21 protein-coding genes and 1 tRNA gene are annotated in these 19524 nt (G+C 61.4%); 6 read left to right on the top strand and 16 right to left on the bottom strand.

Annotated features, from left to right (window positions below):
* Positions 1-3: 3 nt before the first annotated feature.
* The 7 genes from P0X85_RS08020 to cysQ all read right to left on the bottom strand — a co-directional run bounded on the left by P0X85_RS08020 (position 4) and on the right by cysQ (position 7667).
* Positions 4-1704: a DUF5927 domain-containing protein gene (locus tag P0X85_RS08020; RefSeq protein ID WP_275811283.1), complete on the bottom strand. Its 1701-nt coding sequence runs from the start codon at positions 1702-1704 to the stop codon at positions 4-6.
* Complete coding sequence (locus tag P0X85_RS08015) at positions 1701-2681, bottom strand: glycosyltransferase family 2 protein (RefSeq protein WP_275811498.1); 981 nt, start codon at positions 2679-2681, stop codon at positions 1701-1703. Before P0X85_RS08015 ends, P0X85_RS08020 begins: the two co-directional genes overlap by 4 nt.
* A 238-nt stretch (positions 2682-2919) precedes the next feature.
* Positions 2920-3939: a glycosyltransferase family 2 protein gene (locus P0X85_RS08010; RefSeq protein WP_275811280.1), complete on the bottom strand. Its 1020-nt coding sequence runs from the start codon at positions 3937-3939 to the stop codon at positions 2920-2922.
* 18 nt (positions 3940-3957) lie between these two features.
* Complete coding sequence (galE, locus tag P0X85_RS08005; RefSeq protein ID WP_275811277.1) at positions 3958-4944, bottom strand: UDP-glucose 4-epimerase GalE; 987 nt, start codon at positions 4942-4944, stop codon at positions 3958-3960.
* 19 nt (positions 4945-4963) lie between these two features.
* Positions 4964-5857 carry a UTP--glucose-1-phosphate uridylyltransferase GalU gene (gene galU / locus P0X85_RS08000; RefSeq protein WP_275811274.1) on the bottom strand — a complete coding sequence of 298 codons (894 nt, stop codon included), beginning with the start codon at positions 5855-5857 and terminating at the stop codon, positions 4964-4966.
* A 212-nt stretch (positions 5858-6069) separates the two neighbouring features.
* Positions 6070-6870 carry a 3-deoxy-manno-octulosonate cytidylyltransferase gene (locus P0X85_RS07995; protein WP_275811272.1) on the bottom strand — a complete coding sequence of 267 codons (801 nt, stop codon included), beginning with the start codon at positions 6868-6870 and terminating at the stop codon, positions 6070-6072.
* A complete protein-coding gene (gene cysQ / locus P0X85_RS07990) occupies positions 6870-7667 on the bottom strand; it encodes a 3'(2'),5'-bisphosphate nucleotidase CysQ (protein WP_275811269.1) in 798 nt (265 codons plus the stop codon). The genes P0X85_RS07995 and cysQ overlap by 1 nt, the downstream gene beginning before the upstream one ends.
* A gap of 129 nt (positions 7668-7796) precedes the next feature.
* Between cysQ and P0X85_RS07985 the strand changes: the two genes are divergently transcribed.
* Positions 7797-8618, top strand: a complete 822-nt coding sequence (locus P0X85_RS07985; RefSeq protein ID WP_275811266.1) for an ABC transporter permease — start codon at positions 7797-7799, stop codon at positions 8616-8618.
* 6 nt (positions 8619-8624) lie between these two features.
* Here P0X85_RS07985 and P0X85_RS07980 read toward each other — a convergent pair whose 3' ends face one another.
* The gene (locus P0X85_RS07980) at positions 8625-9656 is read right to left on the bottom strand and encodes a LacI family DNA-binding transcriptional regulator (RefSeq protein ID WP_275811264.1); all 1032 of its coding nucleotides are present in this window, start codon (positions 9654-9656) and stop codon (positions 8625-8627) included.
* Between the two features lie 287 nt (positions 9657-9943).
* Between P0X85_RS07980 and P0X85_RS07975 the strand changes: the two genes are divergently transcribed.
* Positions 9944-10020, top strand: a tRNA-Arg gene (locus tag P0X85_RS07975).
* Between the two features lie 68 nt (positions 10021-10088).
* On the opposite strand, the gene P0X85_RS07970 is transcribed toward P0X85_RS07975, so the two are convergent.
* The 4 genes from P0X85_RS07970 to P0X85_RS07955 all read right to left on the bottom strand — a co-directional run bounded on the left by P0X85_RS07970 (position 10089) and on the right by P0X85_RS07955 (position 13505).
* Positions 10089-11333, bottom strand: coding sequence for a saccharopine dehydrogenase family protein (locus tag P0X85_RS07970; protein WP_275811261.1), 1245 nt, complete (start codon positions 11331-11333; stop codon positions 10089-10091).
* A gap of 47 nt (positions 11334-11380) precedes the next feature.
* A complete protein-coding gene (nspC, locus tag P0X85_RS07965; RefSeq protein WP_275811258.1) occupies positions 11381-12475 on the bottom strand; it encodes a carboxynorspermidine decarboxylase in 1095 nt (364 codons plus the stop codon).
* A gap of 72 nt (positions 12476-12547) precedes the next feature.
* Positions 12548-13252, bottom strand: coding sequence for a winged helix-turn-helix domain-containing protein (locus P0X85_RS07960; RefSeq protein ID WP_275811255.1), 705 nt, complete (start codon positions 13250-13252; stop codon positions 12548-12550).
* Positions 13224-13505, bottom strand: a complete 282-nt coding sequence (locus P0X85_RS07955) for a hypothetical protein (protein WP_420851805.1) — start codon at positions 13503-13505, stop codon at positions 13224-13226. Before P0X85_RS07955 ends, P0X85_RS07960 begins: the two co-directional genes overlap by 29 nt.
* Positions 13506-13674: 169 nt before the next feature.
* On the opposite strand from P0X85_RS07955, the gene P0X85_RS07950 reads away from it, so the two are divergent.
* The 3 genes from P0X85_RS07950 to P0X85_RS07940 all read left to right on the top strand — a co-directional run bounded on the left by P0X85_RS07950 (position 13675) and on the right by P0X85_RS07940 (position 16119).
* Positions 13675-14187, top strand: coding sequence for a hypothetical protein (locus tag P0X85_RS07950; protein ID WP_275811249.1), 513 nt, complete (start codon positions 13675-13677; stop codon positions 14185-14187).
* Positions 14188-14283: 96 nt separating this feature from the next.
* The gene (locus tag P0X85_RS07945; RefSeq protein ID WP_275811246.1) at positions 14284-14916 is read left to right on the top strand and encodes a ribonuclease HII; all 633 of its coding nucleotides are present in this window, start codon (positions 14284-14286) and stop codon (positions 14914-14916) included.
* A 99-nt stretch (positions 14917-15015) separates the two neighbouring features.
* Positions 15016-16119, top strand: a complete 1104-nt coding sequence (locus P0X85_RS07940; protein ID WP_275811243.1) for a site-specific DNA-methyltransferase — start codon at positions 15016-15018, stop codon at positions 16117-16119.
* A 215-nt stretch (positions 16120-16334) separates the two neighbouring features.
* Here P0X85_RS07940 and P0X85_RS07935 read toward each other — a convergent pair whose 3' ends face one another.
* The 4 genes from P0X85_RS07935 to P0X85_RS07920 are packed head-to-tail and all read right to left on the bottom strand — an operon-like array spanning position 16335 to position 18632.
* The gene (locus P0X85_RS07935) at positions 16335-16775 is read right to left on the bottom strand and encodes a MarR family winged helix-turn-helix transcriptional regulator (protein WP_275811240.1); all 441 of its coding nucleotides are present in this window, start codon (positions 16773-16775) and stop codon (positions 16335-16337) included.
* Positions 16776-16778: 3 nt separating this feature from the next.
* Positions 16779-17609 (bottom strand): carbon-nitrogen hydrolase family protein, encoded by an 831-nt coding sequence (locus P0X85_RS07930; RefSeq protein WP_275811496.1) that lies wholly within the window; start codon positions 17607-17609, stop codon positions 16779-16781.
* 6 nt (positions 17610-17615) lie between these two features.
* Entirely contained in the window at positions 17616-17873 is a 258-nt protein-coding gene (grxC, locus tag P0X85_RS07925; RefSeq protein ID WP_275811238.1) for a glutaredoxin 3, read from the bottom strand.
* A gap of 33 nt (positions 17874-17906) precedes the next feature.
* Positions 17907-18632, bottom strand: coding sequence for a ComF family protein (locus P0X85_RS07920; RefSeq protein WP_275811235.1), 726 nt, complete (start codon positions 18630-18632; stop codon positions 17907-17909).
* A gap of 40 nt (positions 18633-18672) precedes the next feature.
* Between P0X85_RS07920 and P0X85_RS07915 the strand changes: the two genes are divergently transcribed.
* On the top strand, positions 18673-19515 hold the full coding sequence (locus P0X85_RS07915) for a methyltransferase domain-containing protein (protein ID WP_275811233.1): 843 nt from the start codon (positions 18673-18675) through the stop codon (positions 19513-19515).
* The last annotated feature ends 9 nt before the right edge of the window (positions 19516-19524 follow it).

The following is a 19524-nucleotide window of genomic DNA, read 5'->3' as shown; positions in this document are numbered from 1 at the left end:
AAATCACTTCACGAGATACGGCCGGCCACGGCGCTTTTGTTGCGGGTTCGGGTCGTCGCCCACCGGGAAATCGCCCATGAGCCGGGGCTGCATTCCCTGATTCTTGAGGTTTTGCAGAAACTGACCAAAGCCGGTCAGGTCGACCATCTGCGGTACCTCTGTTAGCCGCCTTGTGGCGCGCGGCGAAATCTCGTCGATGATCGTCTGAAGCGGTTCCATCGGGTTCTCAATGAACTCCGCCATCGTCCAGATCCGCACCCGCGCCTTCACATACATCGAGCGCAGGATCGACAGATGATGCAGCTCCACCTGCTGAAGCCGCGCCGCTTCCCGCCGGATCGCCGCGAAATTCTGATTGGAGCGGAACAGCGGCACCGCCCAGGCTCCGGAGATCACCGAAATCTGCGCGTTCGGATCGGTTGCGGTGAACCAGTCAATATCCTGCTGCGTATCGCGCGGACTATACATGAAGCATTGCCGCTCCCCGCGCGAGTTCCAGATGACATTGGTCAGAAAGGCTTTGGGGTTATAGTCGCGTAGCGTCGGATTATTGCTCAGGCAGCCGTTGAACATCGTCTCGCCGCCCGCGAATTCGGCCCGTTCGGGGCCAAACAGATGGCCGTGGACCCGCGCGCCGACGTTTTTCGACAGCCACCCGTCAAAATTTTCGAACAGGTCCGAGAAGCCTTGGAACATCGAATAGGGCGCCGAGGTCTTGCCGTTCTCATGGTCCTTGCGCGGGAAGCGCGACTGCATGTAGAGGCCGGGCCGCCCCTTGATCCTGCGCTCGACAGCCTTGTGGAACAGTCGGTCGATTTTGGACGGGTTCGGTTCTGCAAGTTTGGGCGTATTCGTGCGCGTGTTGAGGAAGGTGGCGTAGAGTCGTTCGGCCTTGGGCCAGATCTTGCGCGCCACGAAACAGTCGGACCGGCGCAGCAATTGCAGGTGATCGTCGTAGAAAATATGCGGCTTGCCCTGAAAGTCGAACTTCGAAAGCGTCAGAGAACGGCTTTCAATCGAGGTGGCATAGAGCCGTGCCAGCGTTTGGAAATAGCTCTCATCGGGAATCCAGACCCGCTCGAAATAGCTGTCGTAGTGGCGCCGGTCCGGGTCTTGCAGAATGGCGCTGAGCGTCTGCCGCGTGAGGCACCACCACTGGCTGCCCAGATGCGGCACGAGCCCGTCAGGGATGCTCCGCTTGAAGCCCACGCGGCGTTGCAGATCGACATAGCGATCAAAGAGGCGCCGCTGTTTTTTCCACGAGAACGGGAAGCGCAGGGTAAACCGCTCCATCCCGATGCCGCCGACGGTCCAGTCGACCTCGGTCGTGGTCACGCTTTCGATGAAGTCGGTATAGGGGCGCGCATCGAGGTAATCGGTGAGGTCCTTGAGCGGGCGCAGCGGCAGGCACGAGCCGGAGGCGAGATAGACATGACGCACCTCGGCATGGCGCTCGAGCATCTGCTCCGAGGCCGCCTGCGCCGCCTGCACCAGCGACCAGGTGCCCCATTCGCATTTGAACCGACGCGAGAAGGAAACGTTCTCAAGATCGGCCAGCGCGCGGTTGAAGCTGGCATAGTCATGCCCGCTCACACGCTTATCGACATGGATCACCACGGGGGCGCCCGCCTCGGCCCAATGGCGCGCGACTTGCGCGGCCCGGTCAAAGGCCGTGTGGCACATCATGATGAAGCCAACGCTCACGCCCAGTTCCCCTTCGACATCAGGCCCAGAATTTCGAGCTGACGCCAGTTGATATATTTCTCGGACCATTTGCACCAAAGGTCCGGCTGCTCCGACATCGCCTCGGCATAGGCCTTGTATTCGCGCGAGTTTGCGAAGTGCTCTCTGCGCTCCAGCTCTTCGGCGACCTTCTGCGGAAGGGTCGAGAGGAACTTTGCATGCAACAGACAGCCCGACGCTTTCTCGCCGCCCCATTCATCATATACCGCGTTCAGTCCGCGCGGCAAAAGCATATGCGTGGAAGAGACGAACGTGTGCCCGCGTTCCCATCGCACGAGCGGTATCTTGTTGAGCGAGGGGGCCTCCTCGGGTCGGTCGGCAAAGAACACGCGTGCGCGCGGGCCGCCTTGAATCCACAGGTTCTGAAGCCGCGAATTCTTGGAGATCATGTAGTTCCCGCTGTCGAACCAGCAGGCCGTCTCAAACGGGTTCGTCCCCTCGACATAGGGGGTCTGATCCACCGGGCCCTTCGGATACATATCGAGCAGCATCGCCGGGAAAGAGCGGATCTCATAGGTGTCGAGCCAATCTGTCAGCGCGTTGATCGGGCGCGTGTCGCAGAACGGGTAGACAAAAAACTCATCCGGATCGACGGTCAGCGTCCAGTGCCCGGTGCCGTATTTGCGCAGCAGCCAGTTCATCCAGTCGATCCCGAAGCCCGAACGCTTGTAGCTCGCCCCGGTCCACCATAGCGACACATCAGGCTGGCTTGCGAGATAGTCGTCCGACCCGTCATCAGAGCCGTTATCAACGATCAGGAAATGCTTGATCCCCATGTCGCGGTAGTAGCGCAGGAAATACGGCAGGCGCACGCGTTCGTTCCGAAGCGTCACGAAGGCCAGAACATCGCCGCCGCGAATCTTGTCGGTGCGATCGGCCACCACCATCAGCTCGCGCCGTTTGCGAAAGGCGCGAATCTGGCGCCGACGGCGCTCCATCCTCAGGCGTAGCAGTTTCCGTATCTTCACAGGACCGGTTCCGACAATTCCTCTGCACTTGCTGGGAAATATCTAGGCGACCGGTGTTGAAACGAGGTTAACTGTTCCCGGTGAGGAAACGTCTCTTTCGACCCTGCGCCTGAAGATACCGCCTCGCGAGCGACATTTTCTCATTTCTATACAATAGGTTTGAGAAAATGTCCCATGGGTTTTGTTGCGATAGCCGAAACGGTATCGGTTAACGCCACGCCCCGCGTTGCATGAGCCCGTGGCGCTCGACGGATGCGGCATCCACGAAGGGTGCAGAACTCGGCGACCACAGCACCGGGTCCGCGATGATCCGATCATAATAACCGTCGTAACGTTCGGCATGGGTGAAATGCTCGCGCCGTTGCTTTTCTTCGCGCGATTTGTCGATGACCTGATCGAGAAATTTCGTATGCAACAGAACGCCGGTCGGCATTTCGGTCCGGGAATCGAAGCCCGCGTTCAGCCGCCGCGGCAGCGCGATATGGGTTGAGCTGACATAGGCGTAGCGCCAGTGCCAGCGGATCAACGGGGTCTTATGCAGATGCGGCGCATCCTCGGGCCGGTCTGCAAAGAACGTCCGTTTGCGCGGCCCTCCCCGGATCGAAATGTTACGAAAGCGGGGTTGCCATTCCCACGTGTAGCCGTCCGGATCGAACCAGCCGAGAGCCGCGATGGGATCATTGCCGGGGGGGCATTCGGCCTCGGAGAGCCGCCCCTGCGGGTACATATCCAGCATCATCGCCGCCATCATCGGCACGCCTCGCGTGTCGAGCCAGCGGGTCAGGTCCGGAAGGGGGCGGCTTTCGTGGTCGGGATAGATCAGCAACTCATCTGCATCGACGGTCACGCACCAATGCCCGCTGCCGTAGCGCATCAGAAGCCAGTTCAGCCAGTCCATCCCAAAGCGCGACCCGCGATAGCTTCGGGCGGTTTGCCAGAGGGAAACATCGGGCTGCGCGCGCAGAAAATCGACCCCGCCATCGGTGCTGCCATTGTCCACGATCAGGAAATGTCGCACCCCAAGCCGCCGATAATGGGCCAGAAAATGGGCCAGCCGCGGAAACTCGTTGCGGATCGTGCAGAACAGCAGGATGTCGTCGGGCCGGATCGTCTTGGTGTTGTCCGCGAGCCGGGTCAGGTGCCGCCGCCGCCGGATCGCCCGCGCAAGCAGATAGCGCCGCTTCACGCGTAGCCTGATCGCCGTCCAAAGCTCCGACCGATGCGGCATTGCAAACCCCTCTCGGGGCTATCTTTCATAGTCAGGCGTTTGATGCCAGCGCCATGCGTCGGTAATCATCGTCCTGAGATCAGAGCGTTTCGGCTGCCAGCCAAGCTCAGTCACCGCGCGATGAGAGCCGGACACCAGCTTCGCGGCGTCGCCGGGTCGGCGCGCCCCTTCGATGATCGGAACCTCTTGATTGGTCACGTCGCGCGATCGGGCAATCACCTCGCGGACCGAGAAGCCGTTACCCGAGCCAAGACAAAACACTGATGAGTCCTTGCCCGCTTCGAGCCACTTCAGACCGAGCACATGCGCGTCGACGAGGTCCGAGACATGCACATAGTCGCGGATGCAGGTGCCATCGGGCGTCGGATAGTCGGAGCCGAACACAGTCAGCGCCGACCGCTTTCCCGCAATCGCATCCAGCATCAGCGGGATCAGATGGGTCTCTGGAACGTGCTGCTCACCGACCTCGGCCTCCGGGTCGGCGCCCGCCACATTGAAGTAGCGGAAGATCACAGAGCGCAGCCCGTGACTCGCCCCGAAATCGCGCAGCATATCCTCGATGGCACGTTTGGAGCCGCCATATGCGTTGATCGGCATCTGGCGCGTGGCTTCATCCAGAACCACGCCATCCTGATCGCCATAGGTCGCGCAGGTCGACGAGAACACGAAGTCGAGACAGCCCGCCGCGCAAGCCGCCTCGATCAGTGTCAGCGAGGCGAGCACGTTCTCGCGCCAGTATTTGCCTGGGTTCTGCATCGACTCGCCGACAAGGCTCAGCGCGGCGAAATGCATGACCGCGACGGGCTGCCATTTCGCGAACACCTCGTCGAGACGTGCGCGGTCGGACAATTCGCCCTCTTCGAGCGGGCCGAATTTTACGGCTTCGCGCCAGCCGGTGACAAAGCTGTCATAGGTGACGGGCACATAGCCCGCCGCCTGCAAAGCCTTGCAGGCATGCGAGCCAATATACCCGGCTCCACCTGTTACCAGGACGTGTTTTGCCATGTCAGCGCGCGTCCCGGCCTTATTCGGCCGCCGTGCGCATTGCCATCAGGTCGCCCAGATACTCCGAGAACTCATCGCGCAGATCCTCGCGCGCAAGGCCAAAGGCCACCGTCGCCTGCAGGAAGCCCGCTTTCGAGCCGCAGTCATAGCGCTGCCCGCGGAAGCGGTAGCCATAAACCGGGTTGCCGGCGCTGATTTCCTCGGCAATGGCGTCGGTCAGCTGGATCTCTCCGCCAGCGCCCTGCTTCATCTTGTTCAGGTTGCGCATGATGTTCGGCGTCAGGATATAGCGCCCGATCACTGCGAGATTCGAAGGGGCGTCCTCGGCCTTGGGTTTTTCGACCATTCCCTTCACCTTGACCATGGAGCCCATGTCCTCCGAGACATCGAGCACGCCATAGGACGAGGTCTTCTCATGCGGCACTTCCATCGCCGCGACCACGTTGCCGCCGGTCTCCGCATAGGCTTCCATCATCTGTTCGAGGCAGGGCTTCTCGGCAGCGATCACGTCATCGGTCAGAATCACGGCGAACGGTTCGTTCGCAACAAGCTTGCGCGCACACCAAACCGCATGGCCCAGACCGAGGGCGCGGTTCTGACGGACATAGGCAATGGCGCCCGAATCCATGTTGGTCGTTTGCAGGGTGTCGAGAAGGTCGGTCTTGTTCTTCTTGCGCAGCGCACGCTCCAGCTCGGGGGCGTCGTCGAAATAATCCTCAAGCGCGGATTTCCCGCGCGAGGTGACGAAGATGAACTCCTTGATACCGGCGGCGCGGGCCTCGTCGATCGCATATTGGATCAGCGGGCGGTCGACCAGCGTCAGGATTTCCTTGGGAATCGACTTGGTTGCAGGAAGGAACCGGGTTCCGAGGCCAGCGACCGGGAAGATTGCCTTGGTGACCTTGCGTTTCATTCATCACCTATCTCGTTAGAGGCGCACAGATATTGTGCATTGCCGTCATTGTAAGCTGCGCGGGCATATATCCTCAAGGAGTATACCACCGCGCCACGCAGCAATCGGCGGTTTCCCACGAATGCGGCCCGATTGCCCAAGGATTGGGGCATCGAGTCACATTTTTACGTGAATCTATAACGATTCCATGACTCCCGAACGGGGAATTTTCGTCAGGGGAGCGCCATCTCGGCCATCATCGCCTCGATCCGGGCCACGTCGGAGGGGTTGTTCAGTTCCCAGAACTGACGCCCGCGCGCCTCGACCTCGGTGCACAGCACTGCGCGGCCATTTTCGAGGAAGCGAAGCTGTTCGAGGCCTTCAAGCGTTTCGAGCGGCCCCACCGGCCATGTCGCATAATCGGCCAGTGTGTCGGGCCGGTAGGCATAGACGCCCACATGGTGAAAGACCGGTGTCGGTTCATGCGGGAGGTAGCTCTGCCCGGTATAGGGGATAACCTCTTTCGAGAAATAGAGCCCCCGGTTACCTGCACCGAAAACAGCCGTTGTGCCGCCGACGCGCCCGTGATGCCGATCCTCGCGCAGGCTTGCGAGCATTTCGCCCTCGCAGCGCAACACCGGCGTGGCCAGTTCCGCCCAAGGGTTCTGGCGCAGACCTTCGACGAGATCCTCAATGAACCATGCGGGCGTGAGCGGCGCATCGCCTTGCAGGTTCACCACGATTTCGAAACTCTCGCCCAGATTGGCGACCGCTTCCGCGCAGCGCTCGGTACCGTTCTTGCAGGCGTCAGAGGTCATAACGACTTCGGCGCCAAAACGCTCAGCTTCAAGCCGGATGCGGTCGTCATCGGTCGCAACCACAACGCGGCTCGCACAGTTCACCGTCATCGCCGCGTCCCAGCTGCGCTCGATCAGGGTTTTCTTGATGCCGGTCGCGCCGGTCAGCGGCACCAACGGTTTGCCTTCGTAACGGGTAGAGCCGTAGCGCGCGGGGATGACGATCAGAACCGACATCATTTCACCAGAAGCACGCCGGGCGCATAGGCGATGAAGAAGGGGTTCTCGAAGCCGGGCTTGCCATAGGTGAAGGTGGTGTGGTCATCAAAGCGCACGACCTCACCTCCCGCACCACGCAGCACCGCATCGCCTGCGGCCGTGTCCCACTCCATCGTGCGCCCAAGCCGCGGATAAAGATCCGCCTCTCCCGTTGCAACGAGGCAGAACTTCAGGGATGAGCCCGCCGAGGTCATGTCGCTCACGGCATATTGGCCGATATAGTCATCGGTCGCCTGATCGCGGTGCGATTTCGACGCGACAACCATCAACCCGCGATTGTCCGGCACCGAAACCGAGATCGGTTTTTGCTCGCCCGCGGCGTCCTTGTGGAAATCAGCCCCTTGTTCCTCGACCGAACGGCTATCGGCAGTGGTGTAGAACAGGCGCCCCTTGGCCGGCGCATAGACGATCCCACGCAGCGGAACGCCGTTTTCAACATAGGCGATATTCACCGTGAAATCGCCCCGGCGCTGAACGAATTCCTTGGTGCCATCCAGCGGATCGACAATCAGGAAGGTGGAAACAGCTTGCCCGTGGCTTGCGGCTTGCTCTTCGGTGACGAGGGCGACATCGGGGAATTCCGCGCGCAGCCCTGCCGAGATAAGCGCGTCAGCGGCTTCATCGGCTTCGGTCACCGGCGAATTGTCGGACTTGGATTTCACTTCGAAATCCGGCGAATTGTAGATCTCCATGATCTTGTCGCCAGCTTCGAGGGCCAGCTTGCGCATGACGCGTTCGAGGCGTTCGAAATCCATCACTCTCTCCGATCTGCGCCGCACAGACAGGCGCAATTGCTATGAAACCAGTCTCCACTTATGATGCGCCATCAAGGGAACGGCAAGATTCACCCGGTAATTTCTGTGTAAGCCCGGTTTGGCAGGACCATGTTCAGAGCAGAGCGCAGCAACAGCACGATCGGATCGACCTTCAGCCTGCTGGAGTTGATCTATCATGCGACGGTGCGCTCGATCCGAAAGTCGCACGGGAACGCGCTGTTCGGCCTGATCATGAACATGTTCCAGACCATGCTTCTGGTGCTGACCTTCTACATCATGTTCGGCGTTCTCGGCCTGCGTGGCAGCGCGTTGCGGGGGGACTTCCTGCTCTATGTGATGAGCGGAATTTTCCTGTTCATGACCCACACCAAGGCGCTGGGCGCGGTGTTCGGTTCGGAAAGCTCGACCTCTGCGATGATGAAACACGCGCCGATGACGACGGCGGTCTCGATCACGGCGGCGGCGCTTGGCTCACTTTACATCCAGTTGCTCTCGGTGATCGTGGTGCTGACCATCTACCACGTCGCCTTTACGCATATCGAGATTTACGACTGGATCGGCGCGTTGGCGATGATCCTGTTGTCATGGTTCACGGGGGCGGCAATCGGCATGGTGTGCCTCGCCGCGAAGCCCTGGGCGCCCGATGTTGTCGGCGTCATCCAGCAGGTTTACAGCCGCGCCAACATGATCGCCTCGGGTAAGATGTTCGTCGCCAATACGTTGCCCCACAAGATGCTCGTGCTGTTTGACTGGAACCCGCTCTTTCACACCATCGATCAGGCGCGCGGCTTCACCTTCATCAACTATAACCCGCATTTTTCGTCGTGGCAGTATCCGCTCTATGTCGGGCTTGCACTGATGATGATCGGCCTCATGGGCGAGTTTTACACCCGCCAATACGCCTCGGTGAGTTGGGGCGCCAAGCGCTGAGCGCGCTTAGCCCTTGCGGATCGTATCGCCAAGCTCCAGCACCGGTTCCAGCTCGATGACCTCGCCGCCAATCAGCCCCTGATGGGGGCGCCCGGCAATGATCTCGGCGGCTTTGCGTCCGATTTCGCGCCGACAGGCATCCATCGTGGCAAGGCGCACCGACAGACCTTCGAGCAAGTCAACGCCATTGAAGCCGGCCAGCCCGATCCGTCCCGGCACGTCGATCCCGTTGTCGAGGCACCACAAGAGGCCACCGGCGCCGATCATGTCGTTCGAGTAGTAGAGGAAGTCGAGGTCCGGCGTCCGCCTCAGGATCGTTTCGGTCATCTCGCGGCCCTTCGCCAGCGCAGAGCCACCCTGATAGAACTCCTCGTCGGCCAGTGTGATCCCGGCCTCCGCAAGCCCCTCCTTGAAGCCGTCGTAGCGTTTCCGGGCACGGTGGTCCTCGGGCATCTTGGTGCCGAGGAAGCCGATCCGGCGATAGCCCGCCGCGATGATCGCCTCGGCCATGTGCAGTCCCGCGCGGCGATGCGAGATGCCCACGACAGAGTCGACGCCTTGACCGTCGACATCCATGATCTCGACAATCGGAACGCCCGCATTCTCAAGCATCGCCCGCGCTGCCTCCGTGTGTTCGAGCCCGGCGATAATCACCCCAGAGGGGCGCCAGGACAGCATTTCGTATAGAACCGCCTCTTCCTTCTCGGGCGAGTAGTTCGTCACGCCCACAACGGGTTGAAGGCCAGTGTCCTCCAGCTCTGCCGAAATCCCCGACAGCACCTCGGGAAAAACGAGGTTCGAGAGAGACGGGATGATGACGCCAACAAGGTTCACCCGCTGCGAGGCCAGCGCGCCCGCGATCTTGTTGGGCACGTAGCCGAGCGACTTCGCCGCCTCGAGCACCTTCTCGCGCGTCGCCTCTGAGACATCGCCGCGATTGCGCAGCACCCGGCTGACCGTCATTTCGGAAACGCCCGAAGCTTCGGATACGTCACGAAGCGTCAACGGGCGGCGAGTTTCGATCGGGGGTCTGGACACGGGTGTGGACCTTTCAGCTTTTCTTCAGGTTTAGCGCTAAAAGTTTCCCTTGCGCAAGCGCTAGAGAATCGCTATGTTAGCGGTAACGGGAGGGGGCCAGAAACCGAACAATCCCTTCCCTGACAGAACCGGTCCCGCGTGTAGACTCCGATCGCGGAAACGGTCCCAGAAAGGGGAAGCGGTGGGCCAAAACGCTTCCCCTTTTCTATTTCTCCAAGATCATCTGTCCGACCACGCCAAACGCCGCGGCTTGCGCAGGCGGAAATTTCTCCGCATTAAGAGCGCGTGGCCCCGTGGCTCAACTGGATAGAGCAGCCCCCTCCTAAGGGGCAGGTTACAGGTTCAAATCCTGTCGGGGTCACCACCTGCACCAATACCGTCCAAGAAAAAGGCCCGCCAGTGAGGCGGGCCTTTTGGGTTATTTCGTCGGGATCATTCGTTCCAAGGCTTGTCTTCGCCGCCCAGACCACCGACCTGAATCCGGGTCGGAAGGCCGATCCGGTCGAGGATGGTGAGGAACGGTTTCGGGTCCAGCTCTTCGACGTTCTTCATGGTCTTTGCATCCCATTCACCGGTGGCAACCAGCATCGCGGCGGCGACCGGCGGCACGCCCGCAGTATAGGAAATCCCCTGCGAGCCGACTTCGAGATAGGCCTCTTTGTGATCGGCCACGTTGTAGACGAAAACCTCGAACTCCTTGCCGTCCTTGGTGCCCTTCACCAGATCGCCGATGCAGGTCTTGCCAGTATAGTTCGGCGCGAGGCTGGCCGGGTCGGGCAGCACGGCCTTGACCACCTTGAGCGGCACGACCTCAAGCCCCTCGGCGGTCGTCACCGGTTGCTCGGACAGCAGGCCAAGGTTCTTCAGCACGGTGAACACGTTGATGTAGTGATCGCCAAAGCCCATCCAGAAGCGCACATCGGCCTGCGGGTAGTTGGTCGCGAGCGAATGCACCTCGTCATGGCCCGACTGATAGGCCTTGGACGGGCCGACCACAGGCAGATCCCAGGTGCGGCCACTCTCGAACATTGAGAGTTCCTTCCACGTCTGGTCTTCCCAGTAATAGACGGTGCCGGTGAATTCGCGGAAGTTGATCTCGGGGTCGAAATTGGTCGCGAAATACTTGCCGTGCGAGCCGGAATTGATATCGACGATGTCGATCGACTTCACCTCGTCCATCATGTCGATGGCGAGGCGCGCATAGGCGTTCACGACGCCTGGATCGAAGCCCGCGCCAAGGATCGCGGTCACGCCCTTCTCGGCGCACAGATCGCGCTTCTTCCACTCGTAGTTGGCATACCAAGGCGGCGCTTCGCAGATCTTGTCGGGCTCTTCATGGATGGCAGTGTCGATATAGGCCGCTCCGGTCTCGATGCAGGCATCGAGCACATACATGTTCACGAAGGCAGAGCCCACGTTGATGACGATTTCCGCCCCGGTCTCGCGGATCAGCGCGGCGACGGCGGTGGTATCGGTTGCGTCCACCGCATGACCCTCGAACGTGCCCGGCACTTTCATCGCGTTCTTCTCGTGAACGCTCTCGATGATCGCATCGCATTTCGATCGGGTGCGCGAAGCGATATGCAGGTTTCCCAGCACATCGTTATTCTGCGCGCATTTATGGGCGACGACTTGCGCCACGCCACCGGCACCGATGATGAGCACGTTCTTTTTCACTTCGGCTGTCTCCTTTTCTCTCGACAGGGGAAGGGGGCTTTTAACCCTCAGGACAATGAGGAGAGGTAATCCTCATAGGTGAATTCGCGGACGGGGCGGATGGTGCCGTCCTGTTGGCGGATGGCGATGGCGGGCATGTTCACGCCATTGAACCAGTTCTTCTTGACCATCGTGTAACCGGCGGCATCGGGGATCGAGACGCGCGAGCCGATTTCGAGGGGCGCATCAAAGGCTGCTTCACCGAAGATGTCGCCGGCCAGACAGGTCTTGCCCGCGATCTGGTAGCGATGCGCGCCGCTTTGCGGGAACTTGGCAGTCTCGCGGTAGATCAGCAGGTCGAGCATATGCGCCTCGGTCGAGCTGTCGACGATGGCGATCTGCTTGCCGTTATCGAGAATGTCGAGCACCGAGACCTCAAGGGTCGTCGTCTGCGTGATCGAGGCCTCGCCGGGTTCGAGGAAGACCTGCACGCTGAAACGTTCCGAAAACGCCTTGAGCCGGTCGGCGAGGCGGTCCAGCGGATAGCCTTCGCCAGTAAAATGGATGCCGCCGCCAAGGCTCACCCATTTCAGCCGTTCGATGATCGGCCCGAAATCGGTTTCGATCCTCGAAAGTTGCTGATCGAACAGGTCGAAATCGCTGTTCTCGCAATTGTAGTGAATCATCACGCCGGAAATGAGCGGCAGCGCGTGGTGCAGCCGGTCCAGATTCCATTCGCCGAGCCGCGAGAAAGGGCGTGCCGGATCGGCCAGATCGAACCCGCTGGTCGAGAAACGCGGATTGAGTCGCAGCCCGCGCTCGATATGCTGCGCCTTGTCGGCAAAACGTTCGAGCTGCGTCAGCGAGTTGAAGATGATCTTGTCGGCATAGGAAATCGCTTCGTCGATTTCCTGATCGGACCACGCCACCGAATAGGCATGGGTTTCCTCGCCGAATTTTTCCCGGCCCAGACGCAATTCGAACAGCGAGCTGGAGGTCGTCCCGTCCATGTAATCGCGCATGATGTCGAAAGCGCCCCAAGTGGCGAAGCATTTCAGCGCCAGCAGAGCTTTGGCGCCCGAGCGTTGCCGAAGCTGCTCGATCTTGCGCATGTTGTCCCGAAGCCGTGCTTCGTCGATCAGATAGAAGGGTGTCGGAATCATGGTCCCCCCCGGCAAGACATGGAAAGCGCCATATAAGGCCCATGTTACCCCCCGGCAAGGGAAACCGAGGTTTCAGTCGACGCGCAGCCGGTCCGCCGGAACGCTCAGCGTATAGCCTTTGCGGGCGATGTTGCGGATCAGAAGTTCGGCGACAAGCTGATTGCCCATCGCGTCGCGCAGCCGCTTGATCCGGGTCGCCCCTGCGGCCTCGTCACACTCGGATTCAGGCCGCCCCGAGATCATTGCTTCGATCTGCGCGCCCGACAGAATGTCATCGTCGATCCGTGCCTCTGCGAGCACCGAGAGCGTCTCGATGGCGGCCGGGGTCAGGGTAAAGGCCATGTCGTTCAAGAGCACGGCATTCTCGCCCCGCAGGATGCGCAGCGACTGCACTTCGATCCCGGCACGCTGAATCTCGGACATGCGCCGGTTCAGCCCCGCAAACAGGATCAGGAGGATCAGCGCCGTGATCAGAAGCGCCGTGGCGAAGATCAGGAGAATAAAGATGATGGTGCGATAAGAGGCCAGCACTTCGGCAAAGGCCGTCCCGGATTGTGCCAGCACCTCAAGCAGACGGATCTCCCCCGGTCCGGTCAGCGCATCATTCTCGACAAAGATACGTTCGACACGTGCGTTGAAAGCGTTGGCGTCCGGCAGCGAGACGAAGAGCAGCGCCGCCGCCAGCCCGAGGATCGCCGCAATCGCCACGATCCCCCAGACCACCGCCCGGTTACCCGCACGCAGCGTCTTAGTAACGGAGGAAATACTGCCCGGCACTGGCTTTCCTTTCGGCCAAACCTTCGGGACCAAAGATGGAGAGGATATTCAGCAGCGTCCAGCCCTCGCGGGCAAGGCGCGGTTGCAGGGCCTGAGCGGCGGCTTGCCGCGAGCAGGCGCTATCAGGCAGCTCGGCCACCCCATAATGGAGCCGCAGCGGATCATCCTGTTTCGCCTTGTAATCGGCGTAGCAGGCGGCCTGAGCGGGGACCGAGGCGAGCGTGAGCCCGAGGATCAGGAGAAGCTGTTTCATCATGCGCCCAAGCTGCGCCGGAAGCCGCTTGTTATGCAATAGCACAGGGGTTTACGCGCGATGATATCCGATAGCAGGCGGCTGATATTGCGTGGCAAAGCGGGATCGCCCGAGGCTGGTCCCATCGCAAACAGGGGCGCCTTCGTCCCGCATGGCAAAGGATACCGACATGACCCGCTTTTCGTTCAAAGGCCTGACCACGATCCTCGCAGCCGGTGCCGTGGCGCTGGCGACACTTGGTGCAACCGCAACGCCTGCCGCCGCGCTGGGCAAGAAAGAGCGTGATGCGTTGGGCGTGCTTTTGGGCATCGGCACGCTCGCGCTCATCATCGACAGTGCCGAGAAAAACCGAGACCGCCGCGCCGCGCCCGCACCCGCTCCGCGTCCGCGCGGCTGGGTGGACGATCACAACCGCGACCGGCGCTGGGATGACCGCCGTTATGACGATCGCCGTTGGGACGACCGCCGTGACCGCTTTGTGCCCGCCCGTTGCGTCGAACGTGTCCGCACCCATAGCGGCACCCGCGAAGTCATCTCTGCTTCGTGCATGCGCAAACAAGCGCCGCGTGTTTCGCTGCCCACGCATTGCGCCTTCGACATTCGGGGCCGTGACGGTCGCTATGACAAAGTCTACGGCAAGTCCTGCGTGCTCGATCGCGGCTTCCGCATCGCAATCCACTAAGCAAAGGGCAGCAAGACCTCGGGCAGTTGCGCGGGCCGGATAGTCCGGCCCGCGTTTTTCATTGCATCGCGCGGATGCAACGGGCATCCCGGTCCGATGACGACGAAACCCGATTTCTCCTTCGAGGCGGCGGCGCAGGCGCGCGGCCTTCAGCTCATCGCAGGCGTGGACGAGGTAGGCCGCGGCCCGCTTTGTGGCCCCGTGACGGCGGCGGCGGTTGTGTTCACTGGTCCTATCCCCGAGGGGCTCAACGACTCTAAGAAGCTGAGCGCCAAGCGGCGTGGTGCGCTGGTCGAGGCGATCAAGGCGAGCGCGGATTGGTGCGTCGCCCATGCGAGCGTCGAGGAAATCGACGCGCTCAATATCTATCACGCGTCCCATCTCGCCATGTGCCGTGCCGTGGCCGGTCTGCCGCGCCGTCCCGACCATGTGCTCGTCGATGGAAACCGCGTTCCGAAGGAGATCGGCATCTCCGCCGAGCCGATTGTGAAGGGAGATGGCAAATCACTCTCCATCGCGGCGGCCTCGATCCTTGCGAAAGAAGCACGCGATTTGCTCATGGTGGATTTGGCGCAACAGTATCCCGGCTACAACTGGGAGAAGAACGCGGGCTACCCCACCAAGGACCATCTGACCGCCCTTCTAAATCTTGGTGTGACCCCCGTTCATAGACGTTCGTTCAAACCGGTCCACAATATCTTGTGCCAAGACAAAATCGTAAGTGATTGATTCAAAAAAGAATTTGACGGCGAATCGGCAATGACTCATCTTTGACCTCACAGACCGGCGCAAAGCTGGCACCCCGGAACGGGCAAAAACGAGGCAGAAATGAACACGACGAAACCCCGCGCGGCGCAGGCGGCGCTGCCGCTCAACCAGATTCTTGCAGGCGACTGCATCGAAGTCATGAACAGCCTGCCCGAAGGCAGCGTTGACCTGATTTTTGCGGATCCGCCCTACAATCTTCAGCTGCGTGGCGACCTGCATCGTCCCGACAATTCCAAGGTTGATGCGGTCGACGATCACTGGGATCAATTCTCGTCTTTCGCCTCCTACGACAAATTCACCCATGAATGGCTGGCCGCCGCGCGCCGTATCCTCAAGCCGAATGGCGCAATCTGGGTGATCGGCAGCTATCACAACGTGTTCCGCATGGGCGCCGAGCTTCAGAACCAGGGCTTCTGGATCCTCAACGATGTCGTTTGGCGCAAATCCAATCCGATGCCGAACTTCCGCGGCAAGCGCCTGACCAACGCCCATGAGACGCTGATCTGGGCGTCGAAGAACGAAGGCGCGAAATACACTTTCAACTACGAGGCGCTGAAGTCGCTCAACGAAGGTGTGCAGATGCGCTCCGACTGGGTAATCCCGATCTGCAATGGCGGCGAGCGTCTCAAGGATGAAAACGGCGACAAGGCCCATCCGACCCAAAAGCCCGAAGCGCTGCTGCACCGCGTCATCGTCGGCACCACCAATCCGGGCGATGTGATCCTCGATCCGTTCTTCGGGACCGGCACCACGGGCGCCGTCGCCAAGATGCTGGGCCGTGAGTTCATCGGCATCGAACGCGAAGAAGCCTATCGCGAAGTGGCCAAAAAGCGCATCGCCAAGATCCGCAAGTTCGACAAAGAGGCGCTGGAAGTCAGCACGTCGAAGCGCGCCGAGCCCCGCATCCCCTTCGGCCAGCTGGTCGAACGCGGCATGCTGCGCCCGGGCGAAGAACTCTACTCCATCAATGGTCGCAACAAGGCCAAGGTGCGCGCGGATGGCACGCTGATCGCCAATGACGTGAAGGGCTCGATCCATCAGGTCGGCGCTCATCTGGAGGGCGCCCCGTCCTGCAACGGCTGGACCTACTGGCACTTCAAGCGCGAAGGCAAACAGGTGCCGATCGACCTTCTGCGCCAGCAGATCCGCGCTGAACTGCACTGATCCAATCTGAATTTCTTTACCGCCGGTGCCTGTGGTCCGCCCGCAGGCGCAGCCTTGCCCCGCCGTTCACTCGGCGGGGTCTTTTCGCGTTTTCCGATGCAATAGAGCCTATCTTGCCTCCGGCAGGCGTATTTGTGGCTTGGTGAAAGCCCTTTCATCAAACCCGAAATACTCCGGGTGAGTCCGCAGATCGGCGGCAGCGCCCCCTTTGGGCGTCAGCTGTCTTCCAGGCGCGCGCGCAGCTCGCGCAGGACGGGCAAGGCCGCGCGAACCTTCTCGGCTCCGATGTCGCGCACGATATCCGCGATGATCGGCATGAAGGCCGAAAGCGCCGCATCGCGCGCCGAACGACCCGCCGGTGAGATCGCTACCCATTTGCGGCGCGCATCGTCCCAATCTGGACGAATATGCACATAGCCCGCCCATTCCAGCTTGGAGAGTGTGTTGGTCATCGCCCCGCGTGTGACGTGAAACGTCGCTGCAAGCTGGGCGGGCGTGCGTTCCTCGCCGATATGGGCAAGGTGATTGAGCACGGAGAAATGCGAAATCTCCATGCCCTTCGGCAGGGCGCGGCTCACCACGTTGCGCGCGAGCTGATCGGCCATGAAGACTTCGGCGAAAAGCGCGGCGGCGAGCGGGTCTGTGTTGTCGGACATGGGTCAGGGGCCTTCGAAATCGCGATCATGGAACAAGGAGGGTACCCGGCCGCGTGCCGCCTCAACCTCGGCGAGATCGAGATCGACCAAGGTCACCCCCGGGGTGGTCCCGCCATCCGTCAGCACCTGGCCCCAGGGTGCGACGGCCAGCGAGTGGCCAAAGGTGCGGCGTGGGCGGCCTTGATGGGCCGCGTGTTCGCCGCATTGCGCGGGCGCGAGCACGAAACACCCGGTTTCGATCGCCCGCGCGCGCAGCAGCACCTCCCAATGGGCGGCGCCAGTTGTGTCGTTGAATGCGGCCGGGATCGTCAGGATCGACGCGCCCCCTTGCGCAAGCCGCCGGAAGAGATGCGGAAAGCGCAGATCATAGCACACAGCCATGCCAACCTCGGCAAAAGAGGTTTGGCAAAGCACCGCTGCGCGTCCGGGCCGATAGCCCTCGGATTCGCGATAGCTTTCGGTTTCCGAGACATCGACGTCGAACATGTGGATCTTGTCGTAACGTGCATGGATATGCCCGTCCGGCCCGATCATGAAAGAGCGATTGGCGAAACGACCATCGCGATCATCAGTCTTGAGCGCGAGCGAGCCGATCAGAAGCCAGATGCCGAGGGCCTCTGCTTCCGCCCGTAGCGCGGCCAGCGTTTCGTCCTCGGATTCATGGCGCAATACCGCTTGCTGATGCTCGCGGCTCGAGGACAGGCAATTGGTGCATTCCGGCGTGAGGACGAACGTCGCGCCCCCCGCTGCGGCCTCGCGGATCGCGGCCAGCGTCACCGGCAGGTTTGCTGCCGGATCATCCGAAACCGAGAGTTGAACGAGGCCCGCACGGATCATTGCCTAGCCCGCCAGCAGCGCGTCAAGTTTGCCCGCCGCATCCAGCGCATGCAGGTCGTCGCAGCCGCCGACATGGCTGCCGCCGATGAAAATCTGCGGCACCGTACGTCGGCCGTTCGCGCGTTGCATCATCTCGGCGCGCAGCGACGGGTCGGCACCGACATCGGTTTCTTCGAAGCTCACGCCTTTGCGCTGCAAAAGCTGTTTGGCCATGATGCAGAACGGGCAGGTTCGGGTGGTGTAAATCTCGACGCGTTGCATGAATATCCCCTTGGTCGCGCAGACTATAGGGATTTAAGCACTCTTCGCAACGCGTGCCAGTGTCAGGACCGACACAGAGATGGCACCTGCCGCTAGTGCAGCCTCGGCGGTGACCCGGAGCGTCGCGCCCGAGGTCATCACATCGTCGATCAACAGAACCATTTTATCCTGCAACAGAGCCTGTTTTCGGGGGTTCACGGTGATTGAACCGGCGACATTCTCCAGCCGCAGCGCCTTGTCATGCCCGTCCTGCGGCGGAGTCGCGCGGTGTCGGATCAGAAGCTCCGGCTCGACGCGTAGCCCGGTTTCGCGCCCTATTACCTGTGCCAGCAACGCTGATTGGTTATAGCGCCGCTTCAGGAGGCGAAGCCGGTGGATTGGCACCGGGGCGACGATCATTTCTGGCGCGAGGATCGGCTGTCCCGCCCGCACCATCCAGCGGGCCATCGGCGTCACCAGATCAAGTCGGTCCGCATGTTTCAACGCCAGCACCAGCCGCCGCCCGGTATCCTTGTAAACGAGCGCTGTCCGCCCGCGTTGCCACGGCGGCGGGTCGCTATGGCAATCGTCGCATAATAGGGTCTGATCCGGTTCTGCCTCACCGGGAAGCGGGGTTCCGCAGCGGTCACAGCATGGGTTCGAGACGAATTGCGCATCGCGCCAACAGGTGCCACAGAGCCCATGATCGGTGCCGACGGCCTCTCCGCAGGCGAGGCAACGCGGCGGGAACACGATATGCAGCGCGCTGCGTATCCCCACTGGCATCCCCGCGCGAACCCTTCTAAGGTCCAGCCCCATCATGACCACGCCGCCCCTTCTGACCGACCGCCAAGCCCTCGAGCGCCAGCGCGCCCGGGCAAAATCCCGTCCTGCCGGTCCCGAGCTTTTCCTGCACGAGGACGCGGCCTTGGAACTTGAGGAAAGGCTGAACGAGGTTAACAGAAGGTTTACGGCACCGGCGATCGTGACCGCTTTTCCTGAACCGTGGCTGAAAATCCTCCCCGGAGCCAAGGTTGTTCCCGATACCGAGGCTCTGGACCTCGAACCGGGCGCGTATGATCTTGTCGTGCATGCGATGGCGCTGCACTGGGCGAATGATCCGGTCGGTCAGATCGTGCAATCAACCCGTGCACTGCGCCCGGACGGGCTTTTCATTGCGGTGATGTTTGGCGGGCAAACCCTCTCGGAGCTACGTGCGGCGCTGGCCGAGGCCGAAGCTGCCGTGACTGGGGGCCTGAGCCCGCGCGTGCTGCCGATGGGTGAGATTCGCGATCTCGGCGGTTTGTTGCAGCGCTCCGGATTGGCTCTGCCCGTCGCGGACTCGGTTCTGCGCAAAGTCACCTATGAAACGCCGCTCAAGCTCCTGTCCGATCTGCGCGCCATGGGCGAGAACAACGCACTGGCCGCGCGTCTGCGCCGGTTCACGCGGAAATCCGTCTTCCTCGATGCGATGCGCCGCTATTCCGAGACTTTTCAGGAGCCGGACGGGCGCGTTCGGGCCAGTTTCGACATGGTTTGGCTCACCGGATGGAAACCGCATGAGAGCCAGCAAAAACCGCTGCGACCCGGCTCTGCGGCGGCGCGTCTGGCCGAAGCGCTGGGCACGGTCGAGCGTCCGGCAGGCGACAAGCCTGAGCACTGAAATCTCCAT

Source organism: Pseudothioclava nitratireducens (assembly GCF_029210495.1).
Classification (GTDB): domain Bacteria; phylum Pseudomonadota; class Alphaproteobacteria; order Rhodobacterales; family Rhodobacteraceae; genus Pseudothioclava; species Pseudothioclava nitratireducens.
This window is presented reverse-complemented; position numbering and strand designations above follow the sequence as displayed.

Excerpts from the sequence above, each read along its gene's own strand:
- P0X85_RS07940 (WP_275811243.1), top strand. The coding sequence starts at position 15,016 with ATGAACACGACGAAACCCCGCGCGGCGCAGGCGGCGCTGCCGCTCAAC.
- grxC (WP_275811238.1), bottom strand. The coding sequence starts at position 17,873 with ATGCAACGCGTCGAGATTTACACCACCCGAACCTGCCCGTTCTGCATC.
- galE (WP_275811277.1), bottom strand. The coding sequence starts at position 4,944 with ATGGCAAAACACGTCCTGGTAACAGGTGGAGCCGGGTATATTGGCTCG.
- P0X85_RS07945 (WP_275811246.1), top strand. The coding sequence starts at position 14,284 with ATGACGACGAAACCCGATTTCTCCTTCGAGGCGGCGGCGCAGGCGCGC.
- P0X85_RS07995 (WP_275811272.1), bottom strand. The coding sequence starts at position 6,870 with ATGTCGGTTCTGATCGTCATCCCCGCGCGCTACGGCTCTACCCGTTAC.
- P0X85_RS07950 (WP_275811249.1), top strand. The coding sequence starts at position 13,675 with ATGACCCGCTTTTCGTTCAAAGGCCTGACCACGATCCTCGCAGCCGGT.
- nspC (WP_275811258.1), bottom strand. The coding sequence starts at position 12,475 with ATGATTCCGACACCCTTCTATCTGATCGACGAAGCACGGCTTCGGGAC.
- P0X85_RS07985 (WP_275811266.1), top strand. The coding sequence starts at position 7,797 with ATGTTCAGAGCAGAGCGCAGCAACAGCACGATCGGATCGACCTTCAGC.
- galU (WP_275811274.1), bottom strand. The coding sequence starts at position 5,857 with ATGAAACGCAAGGTCACCAAGGCAATCTTCCCGGTCGCTGGCCTCGGA.
- P0X85_RS07935 (WP_275811240.1), bottom strand. The coding sequence starts at position 16,775 with ATGTCCGACAACACAGACCCGCTCGCCGCCGCGCTTTTCGCCGAAGTC.
- P0X85_RS08010 (WP_275811280.1), bottom strand. The coding sequence starts at position 3,939 with ATGCCGCATCGGTCGGAGCTTTGGACGGCGATCAGGCTACGCGTGAAG.
- P0X85_RS08015 (WP_275811498.1), bottom strand. The coding sequence starts at position 2,681 with ATGGAGCGCCGTCGGCGCCAGATTCGCGCCTTTCGCAAACGGCGCGAG.
- P0X85_RS07915 (WP_275811233.1), top strand. The coding sequence starts at position 18,673 with ATGACCACGCCGCCCCTTCTGACCGACCGCCAAGCCCTCGAGCGCCAG.
- P0X85_RS07955 (WP_420851805.1), bottom strand. The coding sequence starts at position 13,505 with ATGAAACAGCTTCTCCTGATCCTCGGGCTCACGCTCGCCTCGGTCCCC.
- cysQ (WP_275811269.1), bottom strand. The coding sequence starts at position 7,667 with ATGGATTTCGAACGCCTCGAACGCGTCATGCGCAAGCTGGCCCTCGAA.